At 34.3% G+C, this 20,691-nt stretch carries 19 protein-coding genes; 11 read left to right on the top strand and 8 right to left on the bottom strand.

From position 1 onward, the window contains the following. Positions 1 to 86: 86 nt before the first annotated feature. Together csgH and NQ163_RS10225 are read left to right on the top strand one after the other, a co-directional pair. Entirely contained in the window at positions 87 to 473 is a 387-nt protein-coding gene (gene csgH, locus NQ163_RS10230; RefSeq protein ID WP_268190240.1) for a curli-like amyloid fiber formation chaperone CsgH, read from the top strand. Positions 474 to 503: 30 nt separating this feature from the next. Continuing rightward, a complete protein-coding gene (locus tag NQ163_RS10225) occupies positions 504 to 2,036 on the top strand; it encodes a carboxypeptidase regulatory-like domain-containing protein (RefSeq protein WP_268190239.1) in 1,533 nt (510 codons plus the stop codon). A 108-nt stretch (positions 2,037 to 2,144) separates the two neighbouring features. Here NQ163_RS10225 and rplS read toward each other — a convergent pair whose 3' ends face one another. From rplS to NQ163_RS10210, 3 genes are all read right to left on the bottom strand, one after another. Further along, positions 2,145 to 2,492: a 50S ribosomal protein L19 gene (gene rplS / locus NQ163_RS10220; RefSeq protein WP_110361752.1), complete on the bottom strand. Its 348-nt coding sequence runs from the start codon at positions 2,490 to 2,492 to the stop codon at positions 2,145 to 2,147. Positions 2,493 to 2,717: 225 nt separating this feature from the next. Continuing rightward, positions 2,718 to 4,436 carry a dipeptidase gene (locus NQ163_RS10215; RefSeq protein WP_268190238.1) on the bottom strand — a complete coding sequence of 573 codons (1,719 nt, stop codon included), beginning with the start codon at positions 4,434 to 4,436 and terminating at the stop codon, positions 2,718 to 2,720. Between the two features lie 145 nt (positions 4,437 to 4,581). After that, entirely contained in the window at positions 4,582 to 6,309 is a 1,728-nt protein-coding gene (locus tag NQ163_RS10210) for a M23 family metallopeptidase (protein WP_268190237.1), read from the bottom strand. A 135-nt stretch (positions 6,310 to 6,444) separates the two neighbouring features. Here NQ163_RS10210 and NQ163_RS10205 point away from each other — a divergent pair, with 135 nt between their 5' ends. From NQ163_RS10205 to rny, 3 genes are all read left to right on the top strand, one after another. After that, positions 6,445 to 6,741 carry a hypothetical protein gene (locus NQ163_RS10205; protein WP_120240022.1) on the top strand — a complete coding sequence of 99 codons (297 nt, stop codon included), beginning with the start codon at positions 6,445 to 6,447 and terminating at the stop codon, positions 6,739 to 6,741. A gap of 9 nt (positions 6,742 to 6,750) precedes the next feature. After that, positions 6,751 to 7,041, top strand: coding sequence for a cell division protein ZapA (locus NQ163_RS10200; RefSeq protein ID WP_110361748.1), 291 nt, complete (start codon positions 6,751 to 6,753; stop codon positions 7,039 to 7,041). A 180-nt stretch (positions 7,042 to 7,221) separates the two neighbouring features. After that, on the top strand, positions 7,222 to 8,754 hold the full coding sequence (gene rny, locus NQ163_RS10195) for a ribonuclease Y (protein WP_268190236.1): 1,533 nt from the start codon (positions 7,222 to 7,224) through the stop codon (positions 8,752 to 8,754). Positions 8,755 to 8,808: 54 nt separating this feature from the next. On the opposite strand, the gene NQ163_RS10190 is transcribed toward rny, so the two are convergent. Together NQ163_RS10190 and NQ163_RS10185 are read right to left on the bottom strand one after the other, a co-directional pair. Further along, positions 8,809 to 9,654, bottom strand: coding sequence for a transglutaminase family protein (locus NQ163_RS10190; protein WP_268190235.1), 846 nt, complete (start codon positions 9,652 to 9,654; stop codon positions 8,809 to 8,811). Between the two features lie 92 nt (positions 9,655 to 9,746). Then, a complete protein-coding gene (locus tag NQ163_RS10185) occupies positions 9,747 to 10,619 on the bottom strand; it encodes a nucleoside phosphorylase (RefSeq protein ID WP_268190234.1) in 873 nt (290 codons plus the stop codon). Positions 10,620 to 10,810: 191 nt separating this feature from the next. On the opposite strand from NQ163_RS10185, the gene NQ163_RS10180 reads away from it, so the two are divergent. From NQ163_RS10180 to NQ163_RS10170, 3 genes are all read left to right on the top strand, one after another. Continuing rightward, positions 10,811 to 11,623, top strand: a complete 813-nt coding sequence (locus NQ163_RS10180) for a prohibitin family protein (RefSeq protein WP_268190233.1) — start codon at positions 10,811 to 10,813, stop codon at positions 11,621 to 11,623. A 222-nt stretch (positions 11,624 to 11,845) separates the two neighbouring features. Beyond that, a complete protein-coding gene (locus NQ163_RS10175) occupies positions 11,846 to 14,275 on the top strand; it encodes a DUF5916 domain-containing protein (protein WP_268190232.1) in 2,430 nt (809 codons plus the stop codon). A gap of 467 nt (positions 14,276 to 14,742) precedes the next feature. Continuing rightward, positions 14,743 to 15,204, top strand: coding sequence for a DUF4293 domain-containing protein (locus tag NQ163_RS10170; RefSeq protein WP_120240016.1), 462 nt, complete (start codon positions 14,743 to 14,745; stop codon positions 15,202 to 15,204). A gap of 240 nt (positions 15,205 to 15,444) precedes the next feature. Here NQ163_RS10170 and NQ163_RS10165 read toward each other — a convergent pair whose 3' ends face one another. Next, positions 15,445 to 16,056 carry a flavin reductase family protein gene (locus NQ163_RS10165; RefSeq protein WP_268190231.1) on the bottom strand — a complete coding sequence of 204 codons (612 nt, stop codon included), beginning with the start codon at positions 16,054 to 16,056 and terminating at the stop codon, positions 15,445 to 15,447. 648 nt (positions 16,057 to 16,704) lie between these two features. Here NQ163_RS10165 and NQ163_RS10160 point away from each other — a divergent pair. Further along, positions 16,705 to 16,995 (top strand): tetratricopeptide repeat protein, encoded by a 291-nt coding sequence (locus tag NQ163_RS10160; protein WP_268190230.1) that lies wholly within the window; start codon positions 16,705 to 16,707, stop codon positions 16,993 to 16,995. A 114-nt stretch (positions 16,996 to 17,109) separates the two neighbouring features. Here NQ163_RS10160 and NQ163_RS10155 read toward each other — a convergent pair whose 3' ends face one another. Then, the gene (locus tag NQ163_RS10155) at positions 17,110 to 17,931 is read right to left on the bottom strand and encodes an ion transporter (protein ID WP_268190229.1); all 822 of its coding nucleotides are present in this window, start codon (positions 17,929 to 17,931) and stop codon (positions 17,110 to 17,112) included. Between the two features lie 224 nt (positions 17,932 to 18,155). Beyond that, a complete protein-coding gene (locus NQ163_RS10150) occupies positions 18,156 to 18,653 on the bottom strand; it encodes a hypothetical protein (RefSeq protein WP_268190228.1) in 498 nt (165 codons plus the stop codon). 470 nt (positions 18,654 to 19,123) lie between these two features. Between NQ163_RS10150 and NQ163_RS10145 the strand changes: the two genes are divergently transcribed. Continuing rightward, a complete protein-coding gene (locus tag NQ163_RS10145) occupies positions 19,124 to 19,486 on the top strand; it encodes a response regulator (protein WP_268190227.1) in 363 nt (120 codons plus the stop codon). A gap of 7 nt (positions 19,487 to 19,493) precedes the next feature. After that, a complete protein-coding gene (locus NQ163_RS10135; RefSeq protein WP_326493323.1) occupies positions 19,494 to 20,684 on the top strand; it encodes a sugar transferase in 1,191 nt (396 codons plus the stop codon). Positions 20,685 to 20,691: the final 7 nt, after the last annotated feature.

Below are 20,691 nucleotides of genomic sequence, written 5' to 3'. Positions count from 1 at the left end.
ATCAAATTATAGTATTTTAACGCTTTCCTTATTGATTTTATATTAACTATTAGATATTTTTAGTATTCGTAATCAACTACCATAAGATGATGCTAAGAACTGTTATGTTTGGAATTTTGTTGTTTTTGATCATTGGTACCTCTGCTGCCCAACCTGAAAAGGATAAAATGAAAGCTTGGATTGAAATAGAAGGTGAGATTAAGAATCTTACACTTAGTGCCAAATTCAAAAATGAAAGTAGTAAAACAATTGCCATTAACTACGTTTTAAAGACTAAAAAAGAAGGTCGATCAGGGAATTCAACTTCAACACAAAAGGGAAAATGCATCTCTTCAAAAAATAAGCAGCTCACATTATCTGAAGTAAGGTTAAATTTATCCAAGAAGGATGATTTGTTTGTGAGTTTGTTCGTTTATCACAATAAGCAGTTGGTTGCTCAAGATTCGGTTGTTTTACATGGAGATAATGAGTAAATTAAGAAAAATTAAAATAGCTACCAGAATATGAAAAAATTCTACACACTCTTTGGACTATTTATTGTCTTCGGATTGTCCATGTTTGTAATATCATGTAATGAAAGTACAGTGGAACCTGATCTGTATGGTTCGATTAGTGGTACAGTAAAGGCTTCGGCCAATAATTTACCGATGGAAGGCGTAACAATTACCACTAACCCAGGAACTACTTCGGTAACAACAAATGCTGAAGGTACATTTAGTATTGAGAAAGTGCTAGTTGGTGATTATTCTGTTACTGCAACTAAGGAAGATTACTCTTCGCAAAGCATAAATATTAAAGTAACAGAAAATCAAAATAATTCAATGAGCTTTTTACTTACAGTTGCTCCGCTTGACAGTAAAATTCCAGATGACATTACCTATGTTTCTCCTGCTGATATCGAGGATGATCAAAGTAAATTACCAACTGAAGTTGAATTGAAATGGAGAAATGGAGAAACGGAAAAGGGAGATACTTTGCGTTTTGATGTGATATTGTATGAAGGAGCAGATGATGTTGAAGGAACAAAAGTTGTGTCGAATATTTTAGATACCACTTACACTGTTAAGAATCTTAAATTTGAAACAACTTATTTATGGAAAGTTGTGGCCAGAAATAAGGAGTTGGATGAAGTAGAAGGCAAGAAGTGGAGGTTTTCAACAGAAGACTTTCCAGTAAATCCATACTTATTTGTGAAAGACACATTGGATTCGAGAGATATTTATTCCTGGGATTTGAAAGAAAATCACCTTGTGCAGTTAACTGATGGAGGAGGAGATGAATTGCATCCTAAAATTATGCCAGGACAGCATTCAAGAATTGCATATTCAGCTATGGATGATGGAGTTTTCCACATTTATACAATGGATTTAAAAGGGAAAGATGTTTTTAAAGTTACAGGTGATCGACCTGTTGTTGGCAATCACAATGATGGAGGAGGTTTTGTGTGGTCTCCAACTGGTGATCAGTTGATGTATGGGTATTATAATGAATTAATTGTTATAAACAGAGATGGTACAGGTTGGAAGAAAATTGCAAATTCTCCGGTGAATCGAGAGTTTACTCAAATGGATTGGACATATCAGTTTAACAACCACAGCGAGGAAAAAATTGTGGCTTTGGCGCAAGGTGATAAACCTTACGATAATGAAATCTATTTAATGGATCCTGATGGTAGTAATATGACTTTACTTGTGGATAATTTAGAAGGTACTCTATCTAATCCACAATTTTCATTTGGTGGAGATAAGGTTATATTTTCATTGGATACTCTTTATGAAGATGATCGTGGGTTTCTGAAAGATGCGAGAATATATAGTATAAATATTGATGGAACTGGTTGGACCGACCTATCGGGAGATGATAAAACCGGTAATGATTTACAAGCCAAATTTTCTGAGACAGGAGAGAAAATTATATTTATGAATGTATCGAATTCAGGAACTGAGAAAAAAACAATTTGGACAATGGATCCTGATGGCAGTAATAGGGAACAATTGATTTTTAATGGGGAGATGCCAGATTGGTATAATCCGTGATATTAGTCCTGTTTAAATAATTTAGCACCTGAGAAGTTCTTAGGTGCTTTTTTTGTAAACAAAAAAAGCCTTCCATTTGGAAGGCTTTTGTATTTTTTCGAAGTAAGATTAGAATCTTCTTTCTTTGATTCTTGCTTTCTTACCTGTAAGTTCGCGTAGATAGTAGATACGAGCTCTTCTAACACGACCTCTTTTGTTTACTTCAATTTTTTCAATGAATGGAGAAGTGAAAGGAATAATTCTTTCAACACCTACGTTACCAGACATTTTTCTGATGGTAAAAGTTTTAGTAGATCCTGATCCTTTAATTTGGATTACAACACCTCTAAATACCTGAGTTCTTTCTTTGTTTCCCTCTTTAATTTTGTAAGAAACGCTAATAGTATCACCTGCTTGGAATTCAGGAGTTTCAATACCACTTTTGAAAGCTTCTTCTGCAACTTTAATTAAATCCATTGTTTTAATTTATTAAGGTTTAACGAGCGCAATATTCACAATTTAACTATAGATCTGCCAGAGATTACGCACGATTTTGCCGCAAAATTAATAAAAATATCTAAGTTGAAAAGATTTACCTTTGTTTTTTTTCTGTTTTGGGAGTGTAATATTGCAAATTATATTGGTGACAATACGAAAAAAAAAGGAGCCGTGAAGCTCCTTTCAAAATTGAAATCGTATTTTTTAGTGTGAATCACCTGACATTTTAAGTTTGTCACCAGTTGTTTTCACAATTGTTTCGTAAAATTCTTTGCTATAACCTGGTTGCTTCATTTTAGGATTTTGATTGTTACCATCTTTTTCTTTGATGTTTCCATCCATGAATTTAGCAAATAAGTAGCCGTAGAATTCTCTCCACTCATCAGTAAGGTTATCACCTTGGTTGCATGAGAAATCAGTTAAGAATTCAACAGCAGCTGCTTCGTCTGTTTTGAACATGCCTTCTGCTGCAAGGTCAATGATTTTAGTAAATGAAAGATATTTCTTTTCTAAAGCTTTTTGCTTTTTAGCAATTTCAGGGTGAATTGCGTTATAACGAGTATAAGCAAAGTTGGTTACTTGGTTGAATACCCAGAATGCAGACTTGTTAGTGAATTCCATCATTTTACCATTGCCAACAGCGAATGACTTAGGTACTCTGGTGCTACCACAGTACATTGGGAAATATACTGATGAAGCAGCATCATCTACTCCAAACCAGTTAATTCCACCTACAGCATCAGGTAACCAATTTCTTGATTGAGCAACGAAAGAGAAACCTGTTTGCTGAGTTGCAGTTGCACGCTCGTTACAATATGTTACGCCATCAACTTTCCAGGTTAGAGGTCTCCAACGGTAAGGATTTCCGTAAGGACCAGCACCCATATCTTTAGCCATATCCAATTCAGTTCCTTCCAAGTGATTTCTCATGAAATCCATCACTTCAAGAACGTTGATTTTGTTGTCTGGCTTAATCCATAATGGCATACGATTGGTTGCATAACCTTTGTCATCATGTTCAACTTTACCTTTACAGTAATCGAAATATTTATCCATTCCTTCTTTTACATCGTTAAAGAAAGACCAAACACGAATTTCACAGAATCTTGCAGCACCAAAATCTACTGGAGCATAAGTATCCGAGAAACTAAACTCTTTGTTCTTACCATCTTTTGGATAGTAACCTTTTTCTTTTGCAAATGAGATAACGTCTTTTGCATAAACGTTGGTTACCTCTGGATTGAAGATTTTATCCATTTTATCCGAAGAGATAGAATTTTTTCCTTCCAGTGGGAAAGTAGTAATTCTAGCTTGGTTTGCATGACCACTAACATATCCGTCAGGAATCATTCTTGCCACCCAAACAGCACCTTTTTCTCCGTTACCTTTACCAATCATCTCTAAGATCCAGATTTCATTTTTATCAGAAATAGAGAAAGATTCACCTGAACTGTAATAACCGTGGTTTTCTACTAATTCAGTCATCACTTTGATAGCTTCACGAGCATTTTTTGCACGTTGAAGAGTAAGGTAAATCAAGCTACCATAGTCAATTAAAGCTCCTTCTTGTTTTCCAGTTCCTAGTTCTGATCTTCCACCATAAGTAGTTTCACCAATTGCCAACTGGAATTCATTCATGTTACCAACTACAGAATAAGTATGTGGAACTTGTGGGATTTTACCAAGGTATTTTCCTGTATCCCATTCGTAAACATCAATCATTGTTCCTTCAGCCCAATCAGCAGCAGGACGAAAATAAAGCTCTCCGTACAATACGTGCGAATCAGCAGCGTAAGTAATCATGTTAGAACCATCAGTACTTGCACCTCTTGTTACAAGATAATTGGTACAAGCTTGCGAAGTTGTTGTCGAAAAGACGATCATTGCCAATAGTAGAGAGGCAATTGCATAAATCTTCTTCATGTTTAAATATTTAAGTGAATTTAATTGCGATAAAATTTTCACGATTCCTACAAAAATAGGAAAAAAATGCAAAGTTAAAGCTGATAAAAGTCTTTATCCGTAAAGTCTATCTGTTGTGGTGTTTTAAGTGTTTTTTTCCAATTTGCTACCAAAAAAAATTAGTTTGAAACTTGGTTTTATTGCCAAGCTTATCAGTAACTTCCAAATTCAAATCATGCTTACGATTTGGTAATAATCTTTTCTTGTCGAACTTATAAAACAGATGATTGTTTTTTGCGTCAAACTCGAAAAGAACCCACTTGCCATCAATTGTTCCTTTGTAATTTTTAATACCAGATAACTCATCTTTAATGGTAAAGGAAATTTTATCTCTAACAGATAAGTTTTTTAATTTAAAGTTTGTTCTCGATTTAATGATAGGGGAAATTGTGTCCTGAACAATTGCAAAGTCTCCAAAAACCCTGGTTTTTGATTTTACCCATCCATTAATATATACACCTCCAACATTTGAAATTTTACCAGGTTTTTCTATTGTTGCAATAAATAACTTGTTTTCATTTTTGAATGTTCGGTTTGGTTTTATTGCAATGGTGTAATATTTGTGAACAGGAGTTGTCTTCTCATGTATTGAATGAATATCCGATAAGTAAGTAGAATCTGATTTTTTCGAGTATTTAAATTTTATATCTGAATAAAACGAATTGCTTGGGAATTTTAGCTCCAGTTCATCCTTTTTGAAAGTATTTTCATCAGTACTTGATAATAATTGGTTGAAATCAGATTGATTAAAAGCTTGAGATGGATTTTTAGCTTGTGCATACATTCTCAATTTAGCCAGGTTGTTTTTTGTATCATAAGCTAAAAAATCAATTTTATATTTTGTTCCTTCTTTAAAATTGTAAATTCCTCTATTACTAAAGTGGTTGTAGATAGAAAGTTTGTTGTTCGGTTCCTTAAAACATTTGTGAATTCTTCTCTTTTCTTTAATGTTTAAAGCGTAATCCATATGAGAATTAATGTAACGCGATTCATCGAATGAAAACTCCTTAAAAGTATAATTGCTTATTAAAGAATCATTCACTTTTACTTTCATATTGTAAATGCCACATTTTCCCCAAGTATTGTCCAAATAGTCGTTTACCTGAACTCCAAAACCAATATTTCCCGATAGAATCACTTTAGGGTCTCCTTTTAGGTGATAGGTGTTGTTGTAATAGGTAACCGGAAATTTTTGTCTGGTATTCTTTCCATTTACGCTACTTAATGAATCCATTGGATAAACATACAAGTTAAAAATTTTAGGAGGTGTGGTATCCTTAATTTTAAATCCGAAAAGAAGTGGGTTTAAAGGGTGTTCTGATTTTGTATCTCTAATTTCGAAATGCAAGTGAGGTCCGGCCGAAGAGCCCGTATTTCCTGAAATTGCAATTACCTCTCCTTTTTTTACAGGAAATCGATCTTTTTTAAAATTCAGGTCGAACTCGAAAATGTTTTTACTGTATTGATGAGCTTTTACAAAATCGTTAATTTTTTTATTAAAACCATCAAGGTGAGCATAAACAGAGGTGTAACCATTTGGATGATCGATGTAAATGGCTTTTCCATAGCCACCTGCAGAAATTTTAATTCTGCTTACAAAACCATCAGCAATGGCATATACTTTTTTGCCTGTTGTAAAAGTTCTAATATCAATGCCTGAATGGAAATGATTGTTTCTAAGTTCAGCAAAATTACCAGATAAGGTAATGGTAAAATCAACAGGTGATCTAAAGTAATTTTTAGGATGATTTTTTTGCTGAGCCGAAAGTGAAATTGGAGAAAGAAAGAATAAGATTGATAAAAAGGTGATTATGTTTGTTTTAATGTGCTTCATTTTCTTGTTGTGTTACTCTTGTATTGTTCGTCAAAACTACAAAAAAAGCTTTTTTTTCGGAAGCTAAAGCCAAAATACAAACCAATAAATTTGATAATCTTCTCAGCAATGTTAATTTTGTAAAAGAAATTTAGAATGATGGATCAAGAATCTAACGAAATAATAATAAGTTTAAGACAACGCATTGACGAACTTATTTCGTTGTACAAGAAATCTAAGGAAGAAAAAGAGACTTTAATTCATGAGAAAATGGAGCTTATGGAAAAAGTAGAAACTCTTTCGAGGGAAAAAAGTGAACTTGAACATCATTACGATACATTAAAGTTGGCCAAAACTTTATCTTCCAATAGTGAAGATTCTCATGAGGCCAAACTTAAGATAAACCGAATTGTGCGGGAGATTGATAAATGTATTGCTCTTTTGAACAGATAGAATTTGTTTATGGATAATAAACTTTCAATTAAAGTTAATGTTGCGGATAGAACCTATCCCTTGAATATTGATCGCAAACAAGAAGAGGTGATCAGAAAGGCCGCAAAAATGATTAACGAGAAAGTTATGCAATACAAACAAAGATATAAAGATAAAGATACTCAGGATTTTCTGGCGATGGCTTCTTTGCAATATGTAATTAAAGTGATTGAATTGGAAAATAAAACAGATGTGGCACCAGTGTATAATGAATTAAAGGCAATGGAGCGTGAGCTGAGTGAATTTTTAGAAAAAGAGTAAGAAAACGTTCTTTAAATAGTAAAAGTAATAACCCGCATTATTTCTTGAACTTGTAACTTGTTGATATTACGTGATTCTCTTTAGAGTTGTGAGTCGTTTAATACCATAAGTTTATTGGTTTGAGTGATGGTGCGGGTTATTTTTGTATAATAAACTAGTATTGACTTAATATTCTATAATATGATTGAAATAATAATAGGAATTCTGGCCTTTGTTGTAGGTGGGATACTTGCATATTTTATATTGCAAAAAGCTCTCAAATCGAAGAGCGAAAAAATAATACAGGAAGCTCAGACAGAGGCTGAAGTGATTAAGAAGGACAAAATTCTTCAGGCAAAGGAGAAGTTTTTCCAATTGAAGACTGAGCATGAGAAGCAAATTAACTCTAAAAACAACAAGCTTTTAGCTGCTGAAAATAAAATCAAACAAAAGGAAAATACATTAAACCAAAGAATTGATGATTTTCAGCGTAAGAAGAAAGAAACTGATGCCATTCGTGAGAATTTGAATCATCAGATTGATTTGGTTGAGAAAAAATCTGCAGAACTTGAAAAAGCTAAAAAACAGCAAATAGAGCAACTGGAAGAGATTTCAGGAATGTCTGCTGATGAAGCTAAAAACCAATTGATTGGTTCTTTGAAAGAGGAGGCAAAAACTGAAGCTATGTCTTATGTGAATGAGATTATGGAAGAAGCGAAAATGTCTGCCAATATGGAAGCTAAAAAAGTTGTTGTAAAAACGATCCAAAGGGTAGCTACAGAAACTGCAATTGAAAATTCAGTAACTATTTTCCATATTGAATCGGACGAAATCAAAGGTAGAATTATTGGTCGTGAAGGTCGTAATATTCGTGCTCTTGAAGCTGCTACAGGTATTGAGATTATTGTAGATGATACTCCTGAAGCAATCGTTCTTTCTGGTTTCGATCCTGTTCGTAGAGAAATTGCAAGGCTTGCATTGCACCAATTGGTTACCGATGGTCGTATTCACCCTGCAAGAATTGAGGAAGTTGTTAATAAAGTACGCAAACAAATCGAAGAAGAGATTATTGAGACTGGTAAGCGTACTGCAATTGACCTGGGAATTCACGGTTTACACCCGGAATTGATTCGTTTGGTTGGTAAAATGAAATATCGTTCATCTTACGGTCAGAACTTGTTGCAGCATGCCAGAGAAACTGCAAACTTGTGTGCGATAATGGCTACAGAACTTGGATTAAATGCTAAACGTGCCAAAAGAGCTGGTTTGCTTCACGATATAGGTAAGGTGCCAGATGATGAACCAGAATTGCCACACGCAATTTTAGGTATGAAGTTGGCTGAGAAGTATAAAGAAAAACCAGATGTGTGTAATGCGATCGGTGCTCACCATGATGAAATTGAGATGACATCAATGATTTCACCTATTATTCAGGCTTGTGATGCTATTTCAGGAGCTCGTCCAGGAGCTCGTCGTGAGATTGTTGAATCTTATATCAAGCGATTGAAAGATCTTGAAAACTTAGCTTTGTCGCACCCTGGAGTACTTAAAACGTATGCTATTCAAGCAGGTCGTGAGTTAAGAGTTATTGTTGGTAGTGATAAAGTTTCCGATAAAGAAGCTGAAACATTATCATTGGATATTGCACAAAAAATTCAGGATGAAATGACTTATCCTGGTCAGGTTAAGATTACGGTAATTCGTGAAACTCGTGCAATCAATTACGCTAAGTAATAAAGCAACTATATAGAAAAAGAAACCCGCTTCAATTTGGAGCGGGTTTTTTATTTATATAGACTTATACAATTCTTTAAAATTTGGTACGTGACTGGTTAATTTGAGTTTTTTGTACACACTGATATTGTGTTTTACCAGCCGTTTTATCAGACTTGAGTTATTGGTCGCTTTATAATACTTGGGACGATTTACAATTTTTTTAGATTCGATTACAAATTGCAATTCTGATCTACCAAAAACTTTACCTCTGTCAATTGGGTTGATGTAGAAAAGAATCTCGTCTTTATTAGAGGCGTTTTTATCGATATAGCATAGAAGTACGCTATCAGTTAGGTTTATTCCATAAACTGGTATTCCTAACTCCTGTGCGATACCTGCATAAATTATGGATATAATAATGTAATTGCCTTGTTTTTGTGACAATACCGTACCAATATCGCCATCCCAATTTGTTGGTTGATTTGGCGACAATGCCTGATAATTGTAAATATTGTAGAAAAAATGATTGAGAATTTTGATTTTCTCCAGTGCAGTGAGTTGATCATTCAATTCTAGCCACACATCCTTTTTAATTTTTTCGATTTCCTTCCTAATTGGATCGGTAATTAAGTTTGGATTGTAGCTTTTGTTGACCAGAATAGCACCTTCAATCAAATCCTGTGAATCAGTTTTGCCCCAGGAGATTAACTCGTTTTTTACATGAGTAAATTGAATTTTATTGATGACTTGTTCAAGTCTTTCCTGAAGTAATGTGCTTTTGGAATCTAACCAATAATCTTCGAGTTGAGGAATAGTAGAAACTGGCAAGTTAATCAACTCATTTTCGATTCTTTTATAGATTTCCGGAGTTGGATCATCCAGTAAAGATAATAGAGCGGTGAGTTTATTCTCGTTCATAACTTAAGGTTTTGGCCCGATTAAATATAAGAAAACCCGTAAGTAAAAACAATCTTACGGGTTATTTATTTGAAAATTAGGTCAAAACCAACTTAGCTCAGTCTGTCAAGAACAGTATTAATTAAGCGTTTTACGGTTGGTTTGTAATCTTTGCTGGCATTCTTGGTGATGCGATTGGCAATAATGGCACAAACCGCAGCAGCATTGTGTCCTAGCATTTTCGACAATCCAAAAATAGCCGAACTTTCCATTTCATAATTGGTGATTTTTTCACCTTTAAAATCGAACTTTTCAATCTTATCATTTAGATCAGGATCTAGAGTTTGTAAGCGTAAAACTCTACCTTGTGGTCCATAAAATCCGTTTGCGGAGATGGTAACACCTTGAATCATATCGTCCCCGTCAAGTTGGTCGATTAATTTTTCTGATGCAGGAACCACATATGGAGAAGCCAATTTAGCATCCCAATTGACAAACTCTTTAAAAGATTTTTCAAAATCAAGATCCGAAACCTCGTCACGATCAGCATAAAAATTTAGCATGCCGTCGAATCCAATTGATTTATTGGATAACAAGAATGAATCTACTGGTATGTTACCTTGAAGAGCTCCTGATGTTCCAATTCTTATCAAATTAAGACTTTTGTGTTCTGCTTTAGGTGTTCTGGTTTCTAAGTCAATATTAACCAAAGCATCTAACTCATTTACTACGATATCGATGTTATCGGTTCCAATACCAGTCGATAGTGCAGAGAATCTTTTTCCCTTATAAGTCCCGGTTGTAGTAACAAATTCACGATTAGAAATTGTGCATTCCACTTCGTCAAAGAAACTGGCAACCAATTCTACTCTTCCTGGGTCTCCAACTAAAATAACCGTATCGGCTAAATGTTCAGGACGAAGGTGTAAATGAAATACACTTCCGTCAGGATTAATAATTAGTTCTGATGATTTAATTTTTTCCATATTCAAAAAATTTGATAGCAAGGAGCCGAAACTATAGAAAATTTTTTAATCTACAAACTAACAAAATGTAATCTTTCGATTTCTTTGTTGTAATTAGCATGAACAGGTGCTTAAAATCGATTTTTATTATATTATTGTGCTATATTTAAATGAAAATAGAATCATAAATAAAAATTATAAATACAAAGATCATGAAGAAGCAACCCTATTTTTTAATTGTATTGGCATTTTTTGCTGTTATCCTAATTTTATCAGGATCAAGTATGTTTTTAACTTTACAACCTGGTGAGAGAGGTGTAATATTTAGAAAATTCTCTGGTGGATTGGATAAGGATAATGTTTACATGCCAGGATTCCAGGTTATTGCTCCATGGAATGAAATGCATGTTTACGATGTAAGAGAACAAAAAAGTGAAGAAACAATGGATGTTTTGGATAAAAATGGTTTGTCTGTAAACATTGATGTTTCGGTTCGTTTTAATCCAGTTTATAATAAAATTGGGTATTTGCACGAGATCTTTGGTAAAGATTACATTAGCCAGCTGGTAATTCCTGAGGTTCGTTCTTCGGTTCGACAGGTTGCAGGTAGATATACAGCCGAGGAGATTTATTCAACCAAAAGAAAAGAAGTTGAAGAAGCTATTATTACAGAAACCTCTCAGGTGTTGAAGAATAACAACATTCAAATGAGAGCTCTTTTGATTCGTTCGATCAATTTACCAGAAAAAATTAAGGTAGCGATTGAGAGCAAGCTGCAGCAAGAGCAGGAAGCTTTGGCTTACCAGTTTAAATTGGAAAAAGAAAAGAGTGAGGCGGAAAGAAAGAGAATTGCTGCTGAAGGGGAAGCTAGAGCAAATAAAATTATCAATAGCAGTTTAACTCCATCACTTTTGAAAATGAGAGGAATTGAAGCAACCATTAAGTTGTCGGAATCTCCAAATTCGAAGGTTATTGTTATTGGAAGTGGAAAAGATGGAATGCCGTTGATTTTAGGAAATAATTAATAGTTATAATTGAATAACGCTAAGCCGCTTGATATATCAAGCGGCTTTTTTGTGTTCATTATCGAACAAGGCAGTACCGAATTCGTTCAGTTACAGTAATTGATGTTTTGGGTAATTGTTCTGGTAGTCAGTAGATAAGTCTTATTGGCATGCTGTGTGTTTAAAAGAGGGCAGACAGCCAAATTAGAATACCAATAAAACCATTATTACCTAAAATCAACCATGTATAAATTATCCCTGTTTATAGTTCTATTATTAATTATGGCATTGCCTGGATACAGTGTAAATCTTGAAAAGAAGGAAATTCGAGCCGTTCGTGTTGCGAAGAAACCCGTTATCGATGGAAATCTCGATGATGCAATTTGGAAAGGTGTGCCTGTAGCTACTGATTTTATTCAGAATGAGCCTAATAATGGAAGTCCATCTAATTATAAAACCGAAGTAAAGTTTGTTTATACTGATGATGCCCTTATTGTAGGAGTGATGATGTATGATTCGGATTCCAAAAACATTTATAGTGAGCTAAGCAAAAGAGATGAGATGAAGAACACTGATTTCTTATTGCTGCTGATAGATCCGTTCAACAACGGTTTGGATGCATTCGAATTTGCAGTAACCCCTGCTGGTGTGCAATGGGATGCCAAAGTGGTGAATAATCGTGAAGATTCAAGTTGGGATGGGGTTTGGAATAGTGCCACCGAAATAAATGGTGTTGGATGGAGTGCCGAGCTGGAAATTCCCTATTCTGCATTGCGTTTTCCTAAAAAAGAAGTACAGCTTTGGGGTGTGAATATTATAAGAAATGTACAAAAGGTACGGGAGAAGGTAACCTGGAATTTTGTAGATAAGGAAGAAGATGGATGGATCAATCAAAGTGGTGTTTTAAAAGGAATTAAGGATGTGAATCCTCCGGTTCGTTTGTCATTTACACCTTATTTTTCAACGTATTTGGATAAATCTTCCGACAATTCTAAATGGGAGAATAACTATCGTGGAGGGATGGATTTGAAATATGGAATCAACGAAAGTTATACACTGGATATGATGCTGATTCCTGATTTTGGCCAGGTGCAATCGGATGATGAGGTTTTGAACCTTTCTCCTTATGAAACCAAATTTGACGAAAAAAGACAGTTTTTTACTGAAGCCAAGGAACTTTTTAATCGCGGAGATATTTTTTACTCTCGTAGAATTGGTGGCAGACCCATGAATAAATCAGCAGCCTGGGATGATGTGAGAGATCATGAGACTGTAAGTGAAAACCCGATTGAATCCAAGATCATTAATGCAACAAAAGTTTCAGGTAGAAATGCAAAAGGTTTGGGAATTGGTGTTTTGAATGCAATGACAAAAAATACTTATGCGACAATTACGGATACCATAAGCGGGAATAGCAGAAAGTTTAAAACTCAACCATTTTCCAATTATAATATGCTGGTTGTAGATAAAAGCTTAAAGAATGAGTCTTACGTGAGTTTATTTAATACCAATAGGTATGTACCCGAAATAAATTATATGGCTAATGTAGCCGGAACCGAGTTTGTGTTCAAAAATGCAAAAAGATCCCATAGGTTGAAGGCAAAGGGAATTATTTCCAAAAGAATGATTGATGATGATTCCGATCAGAATGGTCATTATCATGAAGTGTCGTTTGGAAAAATTAGTGGAAAATTTAATTGGAACTTTTATCATCGAATGATATCTGATGATTATAATCCCAATGATATGGGCTTCTTGTTTCGCAACAACCAAATCAATAATAACCTGAATTTTTTCTATGCCAATCATGAGCCTAAGGGGAACTTGTTGACACGATCTGCAAATATTCGTTTTCATCACGAAACCAGGTATGAACCTAAACGATTTGCTCGTTTTACCATATTTTACAATACTCGTCTAAAGTTTAAGGATCATACTGCAATAGGGGTTTATGGTAATTTCAGACCTCTTCATCAATATGATTATAATGAACCAAGAGTGGAAGGAATGAAGCTTAGAAAAGGCTCTTCTGCATTTATTGGCGCATGGGTGTCGTCGGATTATAGAAAGGCATTTGCTATTGATATTAGGGGGGATTTTGGCAAACGACTTTCCACCGACAATTTAAAAACCTTTTCGCTGGAAATTGAACCAAGATATCGCTTTAGCGATAGATTTACCATGAATTATAAGCTGGAGTGGAACAGACAGCTAAATGAACAGGGGTATGCAAGTAGTGAGGAAAACAATGACTTAACTACCGTATATATTGGTGAAAGAAATACTTCCTATTTGGAAAACAGGTTAAATGCCAATTTTATTTTCAATAAAAAAAGTTCCTTAAGTTTCAGAGCAAGACATTATTGGGCCAAGGCTGAGTATGAGAACTTTTATACACTTAAGGATAATGGTAGACTTGCCGAATCCAATTATAACGAAAATCACGATATCAACTTCAATAGTTTTAATATTGATATGGTTTACTCGTGGAGGTTTGCTCCGGGTAGTGAATTGGCAGTGGTTTGGAAAAATTCAATTTTTGATAGTGGCGATCAGGTAGCACATCGCTTTGTGAATAATTTAAAAGAGACATTTGATGCGACTCAGTTTAATAGTTTGTCGCTGAAAGTAATATATTATATCGACTACATGTCGTTAAAGAGAAAAGGTTAATGGTAAACCTACTTAAATTTTACGGGCCTTAACTTACCGTGAAAGCTTAAGAGTTTAGTTTTGAAGAGTTTTAGGGGAACTCTTTCAAAAGCAATTTTTAAGTGTGATTAGTTAGTAAAAACCTGAGTTTGGTTTAAAATATGTACACAGTTTCAACTATTTTTTTGCAGAAATTGTTACAGATTTTTGAAGTACTATCGGGATAATTCAAGAAAATATGGAGCGATTTATGTAAAAAATAGTGAAATCTAAAGAAAAGTTATCTTTACACAATTTTTGCATTAAAAATTCTTCATAATACAACCTGTATTATTTCATAATTTTCAATACAAATCTTGAATAAATCTGAACTTTCTGTGAAAATATTTTAAAACAAACACAGGTTTAAAGTAATGATGGTTAAAAGCAGCAAATGAAAGTTTGCTGCTTTTTAATTTAAAATTAAATTTGTACAAAAATTAATAACTATGATACAAAGAATACAATCTTTATACTTGTTGGGAAGCTTTATTTTAATTGGGATCATGTTCTTTTTCCCATTGGCTGAACTTATTGATACTGCAGGTCAAACTTATGAGTTTTTGTACAGGGGAATTCCTGCAATTGCAGAAGGTGCTCCTGCAATATTTATTGCATATCCAGTAGCAATTTTACTATCGGTTATTGCACTGGTTAGTTTAATTACCATTTTCTTGTTTAAAAAGCGAATGATTCAAATTCGCCTAACCATTTTTAATATGGTTTGTATGTTGGGTGCAATGGGATTAATTTATTACAGCATCAACAGTCAGGCAGGTGAATTGAATGCAATTGCCAATTATAGTATTATCAATGCATTTCCATTGGTAGCTTTAATCCTAAGTTACTTGGCATTAAGAAGCATTGGAAAAGATGAAGCAATGATTCGCTCAATGGATAGAATCAGATAATTCGAAACGATATAAACTGAAAATACCGGCTCGAAAGGCCGGTATTTTTTGTATATCATGTTTATAGATCATTATGCTGTTGGACTAGCATAATACTCCGGGGGAGATTAAAAGAATAATTAAAACATAGATCCATGGCATAGCCTCGGATTTTACAACTTGTAATTGTTGTAGAGACAGCATTAATGTTGTCTTTACAAGATATAGATAAAATAAAAATCTGTATTTTATACTTTCCCCTTAGGCCTTTCTGGCCTTTCCCTTTTTGCCTTTTATTTCTCTGGTTTTCTTTTTCATTACCGAGTGTCCGAATTGTCCAATCAGTTTACCCAGCTCGAAGTAATAACCATGCGAGTAGGCAATAGGACGAGCTTTGCTAAGCAAGAACTTTCCGGTTTTCTCGTTTATGTATTTTTCATCGGCCTGCACATTTACTACCTCGGCAATAAACATATCGTGTGAACCCAATTCTACAATGTTTTTCACTTTACACTCAATGCTCAATGGCGATTCTTCAATAATAGGTGCTGATATTTCTTTCGATGGAGCAGGAGTAAGATTCATTTCTTCAAACTTATTGAAATCCTTTCCCGATTTAACTCCACACCAATCGGTAGCATAGGCCAGGTTTTTGGTTGTTAAATTGATTACAAATTCTCCCGATTCTTTAATGATATCGTAAGAGTGTCTGTTCTTACGCACCGAAATGTAACACATTGCAGGATCGCTGCAAATGGTTCCTGTCCAGGCAATTGTTATGATATTGTAATCTTCAGGTTTCGATCCGCAACTAACCATTACAGCTGGTATGGGATAAACCATGGTTCCCGGTTTCCAATGTTGTTTTGCCATTATTATTTTGCTTGATTTATTTCAATGTACAAACTTACAAAATAGACTCGATAGTACAATTTATGGAAATGGAGATCTTATGAATTCAATGAGAGTTTGGGTCGGAATGCATCGAGACTAAATCAACAGATGGTAAGTTTTATTCAGAACACTGCGAGGATGATTCAGTGAAGGCGTTGGCCTTTTCGGTAGACTGAAAGAATCGTTCAATGCACACAGTGGATGCTTAAGTAAGCACTGAGTTTGGTTCAATAGGGCTTGTGATTGGTTCATTGCTATGAGAATTTCATTTATAAGGAGCTGATTTCCTTTCAGTGGACTGTGATTTTAATTCAATAGGCATTGAGGGCGTTTCAGTAGAGTGTGTGTCTGATTCAATAGGTGTTGAGGGGGATTAAACGCACTGTGAGATCCATTCAATGGCCTTTGATCATTATTCAATAGATGTTGAGAAGGTTTCGGTAGCCTTAAAATATGATTCAGTAGATGCTAATATCAATTCAATGCATTTTAGAGATTGAAGAACATACTGTGATGTTTAATAAACTACACATACTTCTTGCTACATGCTTTGATTGGTAAAGGCTAATGCTTACATTTGCTCAAAATTAAATAAGAGATTTTATCCATTAGGTAAAGGATTACAACATGAGTAAGGAAGTGGAAAAATTAATGGTGGAAGCTGCAGATTTGGCTAAAGCAGAAAAGATTGAAGCAGCAATAGAAAAATACAAATCTGTATTGGAGTTTGACGCTAAGAATATTGAGGCTCAGTTTCAAATTGGTGAATTGTACCATCAAATGGGGAACCTACCTGAAGCCTTAAGTGCATACCTACACACTACCGACTTGGATTCCGAACACCAAAAAGCCAATGTTAAAATCGAGATGATCAAATCGATCCTGGATTTCTTTAATCCTGATTTGTATAATCCTTGATTCCTGCTAATCAGTAAACGAAAAATTTAAAAGGGTTTAATAGTTGTTGTCTATAGCTTTAAGAATCTGTTATCCATCACAGGTTGATGTTATTTCTATGGATTCTCTAAGAAATTAATTTTCACGACCTATGATTTCCTTTGGTTTTGGAATGCCATTGTGAGATTCATTATGCTTTAGCAATACATCTATCTTTTTTTCCAAATTGTCAATTTTCATCTCTAGCTCGTCGTTATTATCGCTCACCATGGCATCTACAAAAATCGAGTTTACCAAAGACAGACCAAATATACCTCCTGTAAGAAGAATAAAAATAAAGTAGAAATAAGTGAAAAAGGCTGCCGTAGGAGAGTAGCCTTGGGTTATTTCTTCGGGTATTTCAAACCATCCTTCTACAGTAAAAATCTTAAATATAGAGTAAAGGGAAATCAGTGGGTTCTTAAAGTATTGTGGAGCGCTTGATTCAAATAGGTAAAAGGAAAACACGCCAATAATGAAAATGTAAATGGCAAATCCTATTAGTACAATAACAGAGGCCTTTAAGGCTCGCTTGATGTCTTTGAATAACTGTTCAACTCCTGGAATAAACTTTAAAAATCGGAATGATTTAAAAACCCTCATTAATCGAAATACAAGCAGGAAGCTAATGTCGGAATCATGTGCATGAAAAATAAAGGTAACAAATGCGGGTATTGAGAGAACCACCAATACAAAATCCAATTTGTTCCAATTGGAAGAAAAATAACCTCTTAATCCATATTCGTTAAGTTTTGTACCCAATTCAAACAAAAACAATCCTGTAATGATATTGTCCAGGGTATGGATAAAAAATGTATGAAACTCAGAAAGGGTAAAACCGCTTATAAATAGAAGGATAGCATTAAAAAGAATTAGGCTGAGAATTATTTTGTCGTTTAGGAACAGTTTTTTTATCATGGGATGCTTAATAGGTTTTCAATTGGGTTTATGGGCGAAAAGAGTAAAATTTAAGTAGTTTATTGGTGACAGATCAAATTTACAAAGCTTATGCTAATATTCAAACTTTTGTTAAATTAGAATTTGGATGAAGAACTGTTGCTTTGATAGAAATTGTGCTGCAATAAAATGGGGTACCTAATTTTAGACACCCTCATCGTATTCGTTACAAACGATTATTTGAATTAATGTAACAACTCTTGCTTTGCGATCTGCAGATTTTTTAATTCTGTAATATCATCGATTATGGCAACAATATAATTTTCATCTCGATATTTGAATAAACGAGTAGAGAACTGAAGATGTTTGTCTTCTTTGTTTCCTTCAAAGTCTACAAAAGATTTAATAAGATTTTCGTTGTGTATGGGTTTGTTTTCAACATACGATAGCAAAGCTGATATTCTTATTTCACAATTATTGCATTTAGAGGTGGAACCGCAAGGGCTATCTTCTTCTATTTGATATGTACAACCTAATACCTCGCCACATTTGCGATAAAGAAGCTCCTGATTTTTCTTGTTGGAAAAAATAGTAGTTAATGGATCGTTAAAAGCTCTAAGTCTAAGTTCATTGTCTAAAAGCATAACACATGAACTGATATTATTCAAAATGATATTTAAAAAATCACTTGAATTACTTAAAACGCTAAACCTTTCGTTGGTGTGTGTTAAATCATTATTCATATTTCATACGCTTTAAAATTCGATAACAAGTTAAGGGATATACAATTTACGGTATTTTATTGATCATGTCAATAAATTTATTGTATAGTTTTTGTCTGGGCTTGTAGGTTTGGAGTGTAAGTGATTATGTTTTTATTTATGCCTGTTTTATGGTTTAGGTGATTATTAAGGTAAAATATTGTTGTTTTATTAACTAATGAAAAAATGGATTCAATGAATGGTATTTGTCGATTATTAGCTCTTGAATGATTGATTTTTAACTCAAATCTATAATGTTTTTTTTTGTTTATACTCATTCTTAATATTCTATTGTTTCATAGGGAACTCGCATTCTATTGGCTGAAAAAGAAACAAAATTAGACTGTGTGCGTAAATCGGTACTGATAGTTTACACTTTTAGTGTGAATGCCCAAAGACTATACTATTTGAATCGATTATTGCTCTGTGACATGAGCGCATTAAGTTTATTTATGAAAAAAATACTAGTTGTAGACGACAAACCTTCGATGAGCCAACTAATGGTTCGCTTCTTACAAAATTCATTCGAGGTAACCACTAAAAATGATGGGTTACAGGCTATATCATGGTTGCAGTCTGGTAATATTCCTGATATTATTTTAACCGATCTTCAGATGCCCAATATGGATGGTATCGAATTAATCAAGCGTATTAAAGAGAGTGGGTATTTTAATGACATCCCAATTATTGTTCTTAGTAGTCAGGAGAGTAGCAATGTTCGTGTTGAGTGTTTAAAGCTGGGGGCAGAAGATTACATCATGAAGCCTTTTAATCCTGAAGAGTTAATGATAAGAATTGAACGCTTGATTAAATAACATTACCATGAATGCAGCAAATCGACAAATGAAACTGATGTACATTGGTTCCGACGAGTATGTTTTGTCCAGTTTTAAGGAATTGAATGGAAAGGTTAAGCTAATACATCATGCGAATCCATTGCAAGCATCCGAGTGGATTGAAAAAAACAAAACAGTAGATGGCGTGATCAGTGAATTTGAATTGCCAGGTAGAAATGGTTTGGATTTTCATACGGTGTTTGTTGAGAAGTATGATGAACAAAGATCCATACCTTACTTGTTGCTTGTAGCAGAGAAACAGCCTGAGATCATAAAGCGTGCAATCAAGCAAAAAATAAGCGATGTTTATGCGAAACCGGTTGATGCAGAAACAATTTTAAATCGTGTGAATTTTCTCAAGGTGCTACAGGTGCACATGAAGTTTAATAAGATTCAAGAGAATAAAGATGTAAAAGTTTACACAACACCATTCTTTAAAAGGTGTTTTGATATTGTTTTTGCAAGCTTGGCATTAATAGCACTTTCGCCATTGTTGCTTGTGTTTGTTGCTGCTATTCGTTTAGAATCTAAAGGAAAGGTTTATTACATATCTAAAAGAGTAGGTACTGGTTATCGAATATTTAATTTCCTAAAGCTACGTTCGATGTATCCTGATGCAGATAAGCGATTAAAGGAGTTGGAGCATTTAAATCAGTATCAATCTGAGGAGACTGAACCTGAACTGGCAGAAGTTATAGAAGAAAACAGTGCTGCTCAGGGATCAACCATTTTGTTTGGTGATGAAGAGGAGGTAGAAGAGAATACTCACATCCAGCGGCAAAAACAAAAACAAGACAAAGCTTTTGTGAAATTCGAAAATGACCCTAGAATTACCAAAGTGGGGCATATCATTAGAAAATTAAGTATTGATGAATTGCCACAGTTAATCAATGTGATTCGTGGTGACATGTCGATTGTAGGTAACCGACCTTTGCCTTTGTACGAAGCAGAAATGTTAACAACTGACGAATGGACGGATCGATTTAACGGTCCTGCAGGAATTACAGGTTTGTGGCAGGTTGAAGCTCGTGGTAAGACTTCAAAGATGTCACCTGAAGAGAGAAAAGGTTTGGATAATAAATATGTTGAAATTGCTAACAGTAAATATTCTTTCTGGAAGGATATGTGGATCATTCTAAGAACCATTCCTGCAGTATTTCAGAAAGAGAATGTCTAAAATTTAT

It is taken from the genome of Marinifilum sp. D737 (assembly GCF_026672275.1).
GTDB lineage: Bacteria > Bacteroidota > Bacteroidia > Bacteroidales > Marinifilaceae > Marinifilum.
Note: the sequence above shows the minus strand (reverse complement) of the source record. Positions and strands in the feature narration are given on the sequence as shown.

What these genes read in the sequence shown, in the direction of transcription:
- NQ163_RS10205 (WP_120240022.1), top strand. Translation starts at nt 6,445, where the DNA reads ATGATGGATCAAGAATCTAACGAAATAATAATAAGTTTAAGACAACGC.
- NQ163_RS10225 (WP_268190239.1), top strand. Translation starts at nt 504, where the DNA reads ATGAAAAAATTCTACACACTCTTTGGACTATTTATTGTCTTCGGATTG.
- NQ163_RS10135 (WP_326493323.1), top strand. Translation starts at nt 19,494, where the DNA reads ATGAATGCAGCAAATCGACAAATGAAACTGATGTACATTGGTTCCGAC.
- rplS (WP_110361752.1), bottom strand. Translation starts at nt 2,492, where the DNA reads ATGGATTTAATTAAAGTTGCAGAAGAAGCTTTCAAAAGTGGTATTGAA.
- NQ163_RS10180 (WP_268190233.1), top strand. Translation starts at nt 10,811, where the DNA reads ATGAAGAAGCAACCCTATTTTTTAATTGTATTGGCATTTTTTGCTGTT.
- NQ163_RS10165 (WP_268190231.1), bottom strand. Translation starts at nt 16,056, where the DNA reads ATGGCAAAACAACATTGGAAACCGGGAACCATGGTTTATCCCATACCA.
- NQ163_RS10145 (WP_268190227.1), top strand. Translation starts at nt 19,124, where the DNA reads ATGAAAAAAATACTAGTTGTAGACGACAAACCTTCGATGAGCCAACTA.
- NQ163_RS10190 (WP_268190235.1), bottom strand. Translation starts at nt 9,654, where the DNA reads ATGAACGAGAATAAACTCACCGCTCTATTATCTTTACTGGATGATCCA.
- NQ163_RS10160 (WP_268190230.1), top strand. Translation starts at nt 16,705, where the DNA reads ATGAGTAAGGAAGTGGAAAAATTAATGGTGGAAGCTGCAGATTTGGCT.
- NQ163_RS10150 (WP_268190228.1), bottom strand. Translation starts at nt 18,653, where the DNA reads ATGAATAATGATTTAACACACACCAACGAAAGGTTTAGCGTTTTAAGT.
- NQ163_RS10185 (WP_268190234.1), bottom strand. Translation starts at nt 10,619, where the DNA reads ATGGAAAAAATTAAATCATCAGAACTAATTATTAATCCTGACGGAAGT.
- NQ163_RS10175 (WP_268190232.1), top strand. Translation starts at nt 11,846, where the DNA reads ATGTATAAATTATCCCTGTTTATAGTTCTATTATTAATTATGGCATTG.
- rny (WP_268190236.1), top strand. Translation starts at nt 7,222, where the DNA reads ATGATTGAAATAATAATAGGAATTCTGGCCTTTGTTGTAGGTGGGATA.
- csgH (WP_268190240.1), top strand. Translation starts at nt 87, where the DNA reads ATGATGCTAAGAACTGTTATGTTTGGAATTTTGTTGTTTTTGATCATT.
- NQ163_RS10200 (WP_110361748.1), top strand. Translation starts at nt 6,751, where the DNA reads ATGGATAATAAACTTTCAATTAAAGTTAATGTTGCGGATAGAACCTAT.
- NQ163_RS10155 (WP_268190229.1), bottom strand. Translation starts at nt 17,931, where the DNA reads ATGATAAAAAAACTGTTCCTAAACGACAAAATAATTCTCAGCCTAATT.
- NQ163_RS10170 (WP_120240016.1), top strand. Translation starts at nt 14,743, where the DNA reads ATGATACAAAGAATACAATCTTTATACTTGTTGGGAAGCTTTATTTTA.
- NQ163_RS10210 (WP_268190237.1), bottom strand. Translation starts at nt 6,309, where the DNA reads ATGAAGCACATTAAAACAAACATAATCACCTTTTTATCAATCTTATTC.
- NQ163_RS10215 (WP_268190238.1), bottom strand. Translation starts at nt 4,436, where the DNA reads ATGAAGAAGATTTATGCAATTGCCTCTCTACTATTGGCAATGATCGTC.